Source organism: Gemmata algarum, from assembly GCF_034097035.1.
Taxonomy (GTDB): domain Bacteria; phylum Planctomycetota; class Planctomycetia; order Gemmatales; family Gemmataceae; genus Gemmata; species Gemmata algarum.
This window is the reverse complement of the sequence record NZ_JAXBLV010000221.1, coordinates 1-11,927: the sequence shown is the minus strand read 5'-3', so window position 1 is coordinate 11,927 and position 11,927 is coordinate 1. Positions and strand designations below refer to the sequence as shown.

General features: G+C 65.3%; 9 protein-coding genes and 2 pseudogenes. 4 read left to right on the top strand and 7 right to left on the bottom strand.

What is annotated here, in order from left to right:
- Positions 1-6: 6 nt before the first annotated feature.
- Positions 7-831 carry an IS5 family transposase gene (locus tag R5W23_RS26610; RefSeq protein WP_320688985.1) on the bottom strand — a complete coding sequence of 275 codons (825 nt, stop codon included), beginning with the start codon at positions 829-831 and terminating at the stop codon, positions 7-9.
- A gap of 216 nt (positions 832-1,047) precedes the next feature.
- Positions 1,048-1,635, bottom strand: a pseudogene (locus R5W23_RS26600) (transposase family protein); the annotation flags it as partial.
- A gap of 206 nt (positions 1,636-1,841) precedes the next feature.
- Here R5W23_RS26600 and R5W23_RS26595 point away from each other — a divergent pair.
- Positions 1,842-2,717 carry an immunity 49 family protein gene (locus R5W23_RS26595; protein ID WP_320688984.1) on the top strand — a complete coding sequence of 292 codons (876 nt, stop codon included), beginning with the start codon at positions 1,842-1,844 and terminating at the stop codon, positions 2,715-2,717.
- A 111-nt stretch (positions 2,718-2,828) separates the two neighbouring features.
- On the opposite strand, the gene R5W23_RS26590 is transcribed toward R5W23_RS26595, so the two are convergent.
- The 5 genes from R5W23_RS26590 to R5W23_RS26570 form a co-directional block, all read right to left on the bottom strand.
- The gene (locus R5W23_RS26590; RefSeq protein WP_320688983.1) at positions 2,829-3,005 is read right to left on the bottom strand and encodes a hypothetical protein; all 177 of its coding nucleotides are present in this window, start codon (positions 3,003-3,005) and stop codon (positions 2,829-2,831) included.
- Positions 3,006-3,677: 672 nt separating this feature from the next.
- Entirely contained in the window at positions 3,678-5,399 is a 1,722-nt protein-coding gene (locus R5W23_RS26585; RefSeq protein WP_320688982.1) for an ATP-binding protein, read from the bottom strand.
- Positions 5,400-5,428: 29 nt separating this feature from the next.
- Complete coding sequence (locus R5W23_RS26580; RefSeq protein ID WP_320688981.1) at positions 5,429-6,583, bottom strand: DNA double-strand break repair nuclease NurA; 1,155 nt, start codon at positions 6,581-6,583, stop codon at positions 5,429-5,431.
- Positions 6,584-6,619: 36 nt separating this feature from the next.
- Entirely contained in the window at positions 6,620-7,279 is a 660-nt protein-coding gene (locus tag R5W23_RS26575; RefSeq protein WP_320688980.1) for an HNH endonuclease, read from the bottom strand.
- Positions 7,280-7,506: 227 nt separating this feature from the next.
- Positions 7,507-8,520 (bottom strand): DNA cytosine methyltransferase, encoded by a 1,014-nt coding sequence (locus tag R5W23_RS26570; protein ID WP_320688979.1) that lies wholly within the window; start codon positions 8,518-8,520, stop codon positions 7,507-7,509.
- 327 nt (positions 8,521-8,847) lie between these two features.
- Here R5W23_RS26570 and R5W23_RS26565 point away from each other — a divergent pair.
- From R5W23_RS26565 to R5W23_RS26555, 3 genes and pseudogenes are all read left to right on the top strand, one after another.
- Positions 8,848-9,729 (top strand): annotated as a pseudogene (locus R5W23_RS26565) (N-6 DNA methylase); the annotation flags it as partial.
- A gap of 251 nt (positions 9,730-9,980) precedes the next feature.
- Positions 9,981-10,103, top strand: a complete 123-nt coding sequence (locus R5W23_RS26560) for a hypothetical protein (protein ID WP_320688977.1) — start codon at positions 9,981-9,983, stop codon at positions 10,101-10,103.
- A 691-nt stretch (positions 10,104-10,794) separates the two neighbouring features.
- A partial coding sequence (locus tag R5W23_RS26555) for a trypsin-like serine peptidase (protein WP_320688976.1) occupies positions 10,795-11,927 on the top strand: 1,133 nt, incomplete at its 3' end.

Below are 11,927 nucleotides of genomic sequence, written 5' to 3'. Positions count from 1 at the left end.
TGAGATTTATGCCACCGTGTGGTATTGAAACTCGGCGTCGCCCCCTTTCGGCTCAAGCCGGTTGAGCATCAGGTGGATCATGGCCAACTTGACGAACGCCTCCGACGACCGCACCGTCTTCTCCCGGTCCTTGGACAACCGCCGGCACGTCCCCAGCCAGGCGAACGTCCGCTCCACCGTCCACCGCAGCGGTAACTTCACCCACCCCTTGGCCCCGTCCGGGCGGCGGACGATGACCAGCTCCCACCGGGCGTTCGTCTCGACCCACTCGTACAGGGCGTAGTTGTGGTACTTGCTGTCGGCGAACACCCGGCGGACCTTCCCCATCGGTTGCTCGTCCAGCCGGCCGAACAGTTCGGCCGCCGCCTTGGCATCATCGACGCTCGCGGCCGTCACCAGCACGGCCAGCAGCAACCCCATGGAATCCACGAGGATGTGCCGCTTCCGCCCGTCCACGTTCTTGGCGTTGTCCCGGCCCCGCTCCTCGCCGCCAGAGGTCGTGTCCACCGACTGGCTATCCACGCTCGCGGTCGTCCGGGGCGAGTACGGCCTCTCGGCGGTGCGGACCTTTTTGCGGAGAAGGTCATGGATCGTGTCGAGGGTGCCGTTGTGTCGCCACTCGTCGAAGTACCGCCAGACCGTGGACTTGGGCGGGAAGTCCTTGGGCAGGTACCGCCACTGGCAACCGGTCCGCAGCACGTAGAAGACCGCGTCGGTGACGTCCCGCAGGGCGGTGGTGCGGGGACGGCCGCCGGGGTACACGGGGATGTGTGGCTCGATGAGCCCCCACTGCTCGTCGGTCACGTCGCTCGGGTAGGATTGGGTTCGCATGGACCATTCTACCCACCCAACCGCCACATATGGGACAGTCACTTACCCCCCCCCCCCGATGAGATCCGGACCCTCAAACCGGACACGTGCCGGGACTGCAAGCACCCGCTGGCCGGGGAGAACCCGCACCCGGCCGTTCATCAGGTCCATGAGATCCCGGTTGTCCGCCCCCACGTCACCGAGTACACCGACCCCGTCCGGGAGCCGGTCCGGCAGCCCCGCCCGATCCAGCAACTTGATGTCGGCCCACCGCCCGGGCACCGACTCGGACACGTGGACGATGCGCCCCGGCGCCTCGTCCACGGTCAGCGGAATCTTGAGCGTGTGGGCCTTATTCTTGCCCGAGTAATAGGCCCGCTGGGTCCGCTGCTCGAACGAGTCCACGATCACCGCCAGCCCGGGGGTGTCGCTCAGCACCGCCGGGAGCCGCTTGCGGCGTTGGGCCCCCGGGTCCGGCATCCGCATGGTGTCCCGCCCGGCCTGGGCCAGGGCCGGCACGCACCGGGTCCGGACCCGGCTGGCGGTCGAGTCGGACACCCCGAACAGGAACCCGAGCACCTCGTTGGTCGGGTACTGGCGCAGCCAAATGACCGTCAGTAGCAGTTGGTCCGCGGTGCTCAGGTCGAAGTGGTCGCCCCCGCCCACCGCCCGCTGCCGGTCCGGGCGGTCCAACTTCCGGCGGTGCCCCGCCTCGATCACCGGGGGCACGTCCCGCACCAGCGCGTCGAACGCTACGACCGTCAGTCCGGTCAGGTGCTCGAACACCACCCGGTGCTTCCACAGGTTGTCCAGGCGCGCGATCATGGGGCTCTAACTACGGCCAGGAGGCACCATTAGAGTACAAAAATGCCGCTATCCTGAATGAGGTCTATTCCGTCTGTCCCGCGGTCCCGTTGTTTAACGCCTTCGCTGGCCACCAACACCGTGGAGGGTAGACCGTTGGAAAATCCAAGCCTTCTTCCCGCGATACTCACCGGGTTGAGCACGTCCCGCGGTCAATGGGAGCACGCATGTTCGTCCCTCAACACGCCGTCAAGCTCGACCTTGCCGACAGCCGGCGACGGCACGAGTTTGAGGCCGCCTCGGTCCAAAAAAAGTTGGAGATCCTCCGCGACCCGAGCCGGGTCGATCTCCTGACCCCTCTCGCCCACTCGGCCGAGGTGACGTATCACCACGGCCTGCTGATTAGTGCCGACCCGCGTATGTGCGCCTGGGCGCTGGCCGTGGCGGCGCGAGCCAACACAGCTGCTTTCGTGTTCTCTGATCTCAAGGCATCGCCGCGGCTCTGGCGACTTGACAACGGGCCACCATACAGCTTCTATGAACGGGTCGACGAAAGCTCCGTTCACTCTGGCCGGTGGGTGGACGCCATTAGCCAAGCCGTCGTCGCGCGGCACGCGGACTGTTTGATCGAACTGCGGCCAATCGCTTACGACGCCCTCCGCCGTTCGTCCTCCCGCAGTTCGGACCCTGAACGCGACCGGCACCGCGTCGAGCAGCACCGCGCTCTTGTCGAGGCCGCCCTTGACCCCGACCGACCGCTTGCCCCCGATTACCTGATTCACGCCGCTGCGGCGCGGCCGGCGAAGGTCCGCCCCATCAACCGGCGGATTGGGGAGGCGAACGACCGGATGGTAAATGCCCTCGACGTTCAGGATGCCGCCAAATTCAACGCGGCCTTGGCCGAATCGCTCGAGTTACGGCGGACGGCATTCGCGGACCTGCCCGAGGAGACGAAGGGGAACCACACGGCGCTGTGGCCGCTCGGGCTGATCGCTCTCGTTGTGCTGGCCCATGATCGAGGGATCCCAATCGAGGTCGAGTCCGACTATCTGCCTCGCCCGTGGGTGACCGGTGAGCTGTTCCAGGAGTCCGCCGCATCGTAACCACATCCCGTCCGGCTGGATGATAACGAAGCTGTCGTCTACGGAACCTCAGGTTGCGAGGGTAATCGGAGGTTCCGTAGACGTTGACACCAGGGAGCTGCTGAACGCGGTTCAGGTTGCCGCTTTAACCAGCGCCAAGATGCCGGCCTTAATTGCCTCGGGCAGCTTCGGCCAATTGGCGACGAGCGTGGCAAGTTCGGGGTCCATCGCCTCGTGCGCCGCTTTCTGCGCCGCCTCGCTTGTGAACTGCTGGTTTTCCGACAGTTTCTGCGAAGGTTCGATTCCCATCCGCTCCCGCTGAAATCATGTCGCGTCCCCTGGTTCGCGTTCGAGCGCGGGGAAGGGCGGGGGGCCGGTTCCGTTCGGCACACCCCGCGCATTCCGATCGCATTCCCCTCAAAACGCACTTCCGGAAGTTTTCCCCGCCCGCGTGGGGCCGTCGGCCCCGGTTCGCGTCCCACAGCGCCCACCCACGCCCCGACACATCCCCACCACAACTAGCGACCCGTTCACACGTTGCGGCGTCTTCACTCATCGAGGCCGACAACCCGTCTGCGCTCACCGGGAGCGTTCTCCGGGTTTTGCGGGCACGATTCGGTGGTAGCGGCGACCAGCGAGCGGGTAGCGAATCGGCAGTCCGAAGCCCCGCAGATGTCCAGTCGTGGCCCCATCGCACTTTTCTCGTGCCTTGTAACCCCCGTTACAGCTCTACTCACGGGACGCGCCCGAGTGGGGCAGGGCGGTCGCGGTGCTCGCGCGGACCGTCCCCCTATTCACCTGATGGCACCGCACGCGATTCGGCGGACGCCACGTCCGGTTGGGGAGTGTCGGTAGTGGGGAGGGGCCGCCGGCTGGTGAAACCGACGGCCGACCGAACGGCTACTTCTGATCTGCGACGTGCAGCAACTGCGCTGATTTGGGCCGAGGGCTGGCTAACGAAGGTGGCGGCCGGACTGTGAACTACTTTTTGGCCTTGCGTGTGGGGATCGCGGCCAGTTTCTTCGTCGCCTCGCGCGAACTGGCCCGCCCGGCAGCGGCGGCCGGTGGCTTCCATTTTTGCGCCTGCTCGATGAAGTTCTCATCCCCGAGTTCGGTGAACATCAAGTCGTCGTCTTTGCGAATCTGCACGAGCAGCGGGAACCGCACCGCTTGGCCGCTCACGATGCCCTGACCAGGGCCGAATCCAGGTAACAACCGGGCGTCCGCGTCCGACATGTTCTCCATGACCGAGCGAACGAAACTGTGGTCCTTCGGGTTGACCAGTCGCAGCACCAGGAACGAGTTGCACTGCGACAGGATGGTCTCGTCCACGCGGCTGGGGCGCTGGGTGATGAGCACCAACCCCGTGCCAAACTTCCGCCCCTCAGTGATGACCTTCCGCAGGGTATCGACCGACGGCGCGTCTTCCGCACCTTCGCGGTTGGACGGAATGAACGTGTGCGCCTCTTCAATGAAAGTGGCGAATGGCGGGATCGCGTCCGTCATGGCCGCCCGGTGTTCAAAGAGCGACTCCATCAAGATGGAGACGATGGTGCATTGGGTGAGTTGGTCGTAACCGCCCAGATACAGAATCGACACCTGCTTCGGGGCGATGATCTGCTCGGGTGAACCGTTCGGGTCGGGCAACTGGTCGAACCCGGTCAGGCCCTTTCGCGCAAAGGTCGCGCGCATGCGGTCGTTGGTAAGTTCCATGCGGCTCAGGTACTGATCGACCTGATTGAGTGCACGGCGGACGGCGTACATCGTCGGAAGTTGTCGCTTGTCACGGGGGGCACTGATGCGGCTTCCGAGTTCGGCCAGGAGCGACCCGATGTATTGTCGAACCGGCGTGCCGGCACGTGGCTCGATTCCCGCCATCAACTCCGCGATGTACTCTCGTTGCGGGTCGGAGATGCCCTGCGTCATCTTCGCGATCAGCTTCTCGACAATGCTTCGGCTTCCGGCCGACATGGTGAGATAAGGGAAGAACAGCTTGATCTTCCGGTCGGCGAAGAGGGCCTGCTTTTGCGAGAAGCCCAGGTAGTCCCCGTGTGGGTCGAAGATCAGGATCGGGTATCCTGCGACGATCAACTCGCGTAGTATCCGCCGGGCCGCTACTGTTTTTCCGCCGCCGGTCATCGCCAGGATCGCCAAGTGACGGGATACCAAGCGATCGGCCGACAGGTTCACATCCACATCGCTCCGGGCGATCAGGGTGCCGACCTGGAGTGGTGTCCCTGTGAGCGAGCCGGCCAGCAGTTCCTTCGCCCAGGCCGCGGGTGGGTAGAACACCGTTGCGGCCGGCTGCACCGGGTACGTCAGCGGGAACACGGTTTTCGCGTTGTCCGGGGGCGTGCAGCCCAGGATCAGGACCGTGGCTTCGAGCTGGTCCCGGCTGTCGGACAGGATCGTGTCCCGCAGGTTCAGCCCTTCCTCGGCCAACTCCTGAGCCGCTTCATAAGGAAAGAACGGGTTGTACCGCGTGATATTCGTGACCCGTCCCCAGACATAGATTGTCGGGTTCTTGCCCCTGTAATCGGAACTCGGCACGTCCATCTTAACGGCCACGAGGTCACCCACGCGCGAGCGAAAGCTCTTCAGCACGAAGCTGAACTCCGAAGTGGACGCGTTCCCGACGACTTGGCCTATTGAAGACCAGTCGCCAGCGGGAGCCGCGCTAACAAGTGTGGGCGTTTCGGGCATTGAAGGCACTCCGCGTAAATTTGTCCGGGTCAGGCTTTGGGTCGGAAGAAGAAATCCCGGGTGGTGCCCGCGAGCAGTTGCCACATCGCGGTCAGCAGGCGCGGTTCGCCCTCCTTGTTCGCCACCTCAATGGCCTTCCGCAGCATCTGCGTGGCGAGCCGAGAGTTGATCGGCTTGGCCAGCCAGTCCGGGAGCTTGGCGTGCTTGTCCACGATGTCCAACCCAGCCGGGAAGGCGTACCGCGGGAGCAACCGGGCACTGTGGACGACCAAGCCGAACAGCGCGGGGTACTCGTCGGCCGGGAGCTTGTCGAAGCACTCCACGCGGAGCGGTTGGGCCACGTCCGAGACGTTCACGAAACTGACCCGGGGTTTCGGGTACGCGCCGATGAACTCCTGCCACTCAGTCGGGGCACGCCGAACGTCGTTGCGGTCAATGGTGACCGGTTGCAGGTATTCGCCCGGTTCCAGCACCACTTGGAACAGCAGCGCGTCCGCAATGCGGTACTCGTTCAGCCGGGCACCGGCGTAATCCCGGAACGAGGCGTCGATGTGACCGGCTTCGGCCAGTTCGTTGAGCAGCGTAGACGCGACCAGTCGCGACCCGGACGCCCGCTCGACAACCCCGCACACTCTGGCAGCCGAATCACGAAGTAACTCGAGCTGGCGGCGGTAGACCGAAATAAAGTGGGTGTGTTTCCCGGTGCGCCCGGTGACTTCGGCCGCCGGCAGAAGTGAATTCAAGCCGTCCGTGGAGAAGTTGGGAACGCGGTCGTACATGGCGACCGGGTTCACGAGCGGGCCGTGCAGCAGCAGCCAATCGGGGGGCGGATTAGTAGTGGCGGCGGCCTGCGCTCCGGCCACTTCGAGGCAGAAGCGGGCCACATCCCGGAGCGGGGCCGGGTCTTCGCTCAGGTCGTCAAAGAAGCCCTGTTGTGTCGCGGACGTGCTGAACAACTCTCCAATTAATTGCCGCTCGAACCGGAACTGCTCACGCTGGTCGCCGGTATCGCCCGGGATCACCGTGTACGAGCCGACGCGGATGGCCACGGGGGCCGCGCCGACCGCTTCGAGGTTCGCAACCCCGCCGTCGATGAACCCGACCCGTTTGCCGCGGAGCGTCGGCCAGAACTCGCCGTGGTTGATCTCGACCTGACAAATTCGGCCGGCGTCACGTGGCGGCACGCAACTCAGTCACCGTGGTTTTGCCCTCGCGATCGCTTACGCGGTCAGGCCGCTGACCAGAGCGAGTTTTCGGTCCAACAGTTCAGGTGCTGGAATCCACCGCTGCGGGAGTTGCAATTTCTGCCCATCAAATCGGATGAGCCAGTCAGCTACGACCTCTGACGATCGAACTCGCTCGGGGACAATAGCCCGAATGACATAGTCGCCGCTGACGCGGAGCAGACCGCGTTCGTAAGCGCGGTCGTGTGTCCCGCAGAGGCACAAGCCGTTGCGCGGATTCATGCGGAGGCGTGCATCCGCTGCCCAAGGCACAATGTGCGCGGCGACCAACAGTTCGGAGATCGGCAGCCCGCAGACCGCGCACGCTTCGCCGTAGCCGGTGAGAATGAGTTCTCGGAAGAAGTGTTGGTTCACACGCACGCGAACGACTCGTTCTTTCTCTTTCCCTTCGAGTTGTGCGAGTTCAGGCTCGATCACCGGAAGCACGGGACGCGACTCAAGCGCAGCAAGTGCTTTCGCAGCTTCGAAGCAGATCGTGTCAGGATCGGTCAGAAAATCGTTCCAAATGCTTCGATCGAGGGCAGCAACCTTTGACAGCCCTTTAACACCTCTCTGCTGGTGCGTTTCGTCCAGAGAAGCGATGTTGCAGCACTTCATCGCGACCGAAGCGGACGTCCGCCCAAGTTTCACTGCCACTGCTGCGATTTCCGGGTTCCGGGCGTGAAGCCGGCCGAACGGGAGCCGACAGTAAAGAGCAAACGCGACGAGGGTTTCGGAGCGCGACCAATTGCGACCGGCCACGTGAATGCCCTTGGTTTGTAGTGCGAAGCCCGAGCACCGTGCTGGCGGCTGGGTTTACTCAGGCAAGATACGCCGAGTGGCGCTCGGTGTGGAGGCACATGGTGACGTGGGGAAATGGGTGCTCAGCGAATGACGTGCTCGCGGACGGCCGAAGTCGCGGCGAAGCCCGGCCAGCGCCGCATCAGACGAGCGTAGGGCGGGAGCGCATCGGCCGCCGGGTATGGCACCAGTTCATCAAGCCGCCGCATTCCCCGCGTGAGTTCGCCCGCGAGGTGTGCGGTGATCGCGGGCAGGTCGCCGAGTGCTTCGCGGGCCGACACCGCGGCCGGTAGTTGTGGTGAGACCGGCGGTGGCGCGACGTAGTGGTAGCGGGCACCGTCTCTGAACAAACCTCCGGTCGCCTCTCGAAGTGTGCGGAGTGCGACCGAGCGGCTGTTCAGGTAGCCGATCGGGAGTTCCGCCCGGTGGGTCGGCTTCGGGAACTCGAAGATCGCCCCGAGTTGTCGCGACCACCCGCACAGGAACAACCGTTCCCGTAATTGGGGGACGCCATAGAACGCGGCGTTGAGCAGGGTGTACGCGCAGTCATAGCCGAGTTCGTTCAGCCGCTCACAAACCGATTCGGCGATGTTCTGCCCACCGTAGTTGAGAACGTCGGGCACGTTCTCCATCACGACCACGAGCGGCCGGAGGGCTTCGACGGAGTGCAGGTATCGCTCGAAGAGCCGGCCGCGTGAGTCTTGCAGGAAGGCGGTCGGGTGCTTGGCGACCTCACGGAGCTTGGCCTGCCCGACACGGGCGTAGGCTTGGCACGGCGGCCCGCCTAACAGCACGTCAACAGCACAGCTCGGGTCGCCCGGGATGCCCAGCGCGGCGAGCAATTCGGCCGGTTCACGAGTCGTGATATCGCGGGGCTGTGCGTGAACGGCGTGCCGCGGGTCGTCGCGATGAAAGTTGTGGGCATGTGTGGCGGCAGCGGCGGCGTCGAGTTCGACGCTGCCCGCGATTTTGAACCCTGCGGTGTGGAATCCCAGGCTCAGACCGCCGCATCCGCCAAACACATCCCAACAGCGCGGCACCTCGCCACCCCGCAAGCGATCGAGCTTCCAGCGAATGGGATCGACGTTACGGCTCATGGGCAACGGCACACGGAACTGAAAAACGATTCGTGCTTATTATGTCGGCAGTCCCGCGTGAGGGGAATCGGTCGTTTCGCGATCGGTTTGCAAAAGATGGGCAGTTCACCCCGGCATTGGCAATGCAGTACGGATTGTTCCGGTTCGCGACGACTGAGGGCAGGCGTTCGATCGTTCTACCACATAGAATGCGGGCGCCCGTTCCCGCCGGTCTGTGCCCGATGCCTTCCGCGAACCCGAGCACGAACCCGCCGCCGTGGAACCCGACCCGGTTACGGCGGTTGCTGGGAGAGCTGTTGCGCTCGTCAGATGAGCGCCGTGAAAGTGCTGAACTTCCGGCACCGCATGGGGGCGCACGGCATCGGCAAAATCTTCGGGATGGAAAAGAACGTCACCACCTACAACCTGGCGGGCATGAACATGCTGCTGCACGGGGTGAAGGACACCGAATTCGAGATCGACCACGGCGACACGCTGACCAACGACTGGGACATGCTCCGGGAGCAGAACCCGGCGAAGAAGCCGCAGTTCGACGCGATCGTCGCCAACCCGCCGTTCAGCTACCGGTGGGAGCCGGACGGGGCGATGAGCGAGGACCCGCGGTTCAAGGCCCACGGCGTGGCCCCGAAGAGCGCGGCCGACTTCGCGCTCCTGCTGCACGGGCTGCACGACCTGAAGGACGACGGGGTGATGGCGATCATCCTGCCGCACGGGGTGCTGTTCCGCGGCGGCGCGGAGGAGCGGATCCGCACGAAGCTGCTGACCGACGGGCACATCGACACCGTCATCGGGCTGCCGCCGAACCTGTTCTACTCGACGGGCATTCCGGTCTGCGTCCTGGTGCTCAAGAAGTGCAAGAAGCCGGAGGACGTGCTGTTCATCAACGCGGCCGAGCACTTCGCGAAGGGGAAGCGGCAGAACCGGCTGGAGCCCGAGCACATCGCGCGGATCATCGGGACGTACCAGAACCGCCCGGAGAAGGTCGAGCGGTACGCCCGGCGGGTGGGGATGAAGGAGATCGAGGCGAACGAGTACAACCTGAACATCTCGCGCTACGTCAGCACCGCCGAGCAGGAGGGGGACGTGAAGCTGGAGGAGGTCCACGCGGAACTGGTCGCGATCGAGAACGCCCTCCGGGCCGCAACGGAGACGCACAACCGTTTCCTCAAGGAGCTGGGGCTGTCGCCGCTCCCGTCGGGCGACCAGTGACCCGGGCCGCCCCCGCCGGCCCGCCCGTTCCCGCCGTCCGATTCATCTGATGGCACCGCACGCGGCACGGCCGACACCACGTGCGGGTGAGGGGTGCCAGTGATGGGGAAGGGCGGTTCCCGCGGCAGGTGATCGCGCCGTTCACCGAGGCGATCCGCGGGCGCAACGGGTGCGTGCCGGGGCGTGGACCGACGACCAACTCGACGCGCACCGGGTGGCGTTCGATACGCGCCTGCCGGAGTTGGCGCGCCGTGCCGGAGCACGCGACGCCGGCGCGGCACCTGTGGAATCACTTCGAGCAGTGGTTCGCGTTCGACCCGCGCACCGAGCCGACCAACGGGAAGGCCGGCCGGCGGTCCGCCCGGCGGTTGTGAACCGCAAGGTGCGGGGCGGGAACCGGACGGCCGCAGGCGCGAAGGCACAGGGTGTTGATGTCCGTATTCGAGGCGTGTCGACGCCGGCCCCTCTCGGTCGTGGACCACGTCAGCCAAACGTTGCGCCGGTTCAGCAACCGGCGCACGCCCCGACCCGTGCTGCTGCCGGAGCGCTAAGGACTTCCGTCAAAAGTCCCCTCGTCGAAAGTCATGCAGTCACAAATTTAGTCTAGAAAACATTTTGTGGCTTTATGACTTGCTGGTCTGACGGCTTCTGACCGGTCGTCCTAAGCAAGTGCCCGTATCGGGCATGGCGGCGTAAGGCGTTGTGTCGTAAGACAATTCGTCTTGCTGCGTCCAAAATGCTCCCTGGGTTCCGGCCAGATGAATCGGTCTTGAATTCACTCACCTCTTTGTAAAACCCTTGTCGTTTGTCGTGACGAAATTCGACATTTTCTGTTTATTTTACTCCGAGCTTCCTTTTTATTACTGATAGCATCGTGCGACCTGCATCAGGCATGGCTGTTACGGCTCGTTCCGGCACGAACGCTCGCGCCCGTGAACGGGTGAGCCGCTGAGCCGAGAGGTGCCATCTTTTTTTTGTCCGGTTTTCGGCGGTCCGCGCGCGGGCCGCTTGTCGCTTGTAAATGAACCGGCAGAGTTTCTTGAATTCCGGTCAATCGGAGCTGTCATGACAGACGAGCGTGAGCTCCTGCGAGAATCGACCCGCCGGATACTCGAGGCCGACAAGGGCCTCGCCGACCAGTTGGACCGGCTCCGGGATCTCACCGCGGCCCCGGAGCTCCGGCCGACCCTCGAGGGCGTTCGGGACCGGGTCGGGGCCCTCGAGGGCCTCGGGACGGATTCGGCCCTCGGCCTCGAGACGATCGTCAACCGGGTCGGCCGGCCGGTGCTCGAGGTGGCCGGCGACGACTACGTCGTGGATGGCCCCGAGGCGCTGATCTGGGAGGCCCGTCTGTCGAACGCGGCGGTGCGGGCCGCGCTGCGGCGGGTGATCCCGTCGGTCGGCCGGATCGAGGTGGACCGCCACCCCGACCTGACCTGGGTCGGCACCGGCTGGCTGATCGCCGACGACGTGGTCGTGACCAACCGCCACGTGGCCGGGGAGTTCGCCGCCTTGAGCGCGGCCGGCGGAAGCCGGGCGTTCGTGTTCAAGCGCGGGTGGCCGGACCGCGGCACCCGGATGGCCGCCCGGGTCGACTTTCGGCGCGAGCTGCGGAACAACAGCCCGCGGGCGTTCGTGGTCAAGGACGTGCTCCACATCGAGGACGACGACGGCCCCGACTTCGCGTTCCTGCGGGTGGAGAGGGCCGGACCGGCCGGCGCCCTGTCGCCGTTCCTGCAACCGGCGCGCGGGCGGGCCGAAGCGCAGCAGCTCGTCGCCACGATCGGGTACCCGGCCGCCGACAGCCGGATCCCGGAGCAAGAGCTGATGACGCGACTGTTCGGGGACAAGTACAACGTGAAGCGGTTGGCCCCGGGGCAGGTGCAGCGCCTGGCCGACGACTTGGTGATGCACGACTGCTCGACCCTCGGCGGCAACTCGGGCTCGCCGATCGTCGACCTCGCCACCGGGGAGGTCCTCGGGCTCCACTTCTCCGGTGTTTTCCTCCGGGAGAACCGCGGCGTCCCGATCGGCTATGTCACCAGCCGCCTCGCACGGGTGACGGGCGGGCCGCGGTCGTCCGAGGGGCCTCAGCCCCAGCCCCCCGCCGTGCCCCCGGCCGCCGGCACCGACGCGCCCGCCGGCCCGGCCCTGGGGGGCTCACCGCCCGTCACCGCCCCGGCCCCGCGGTTCGAGTT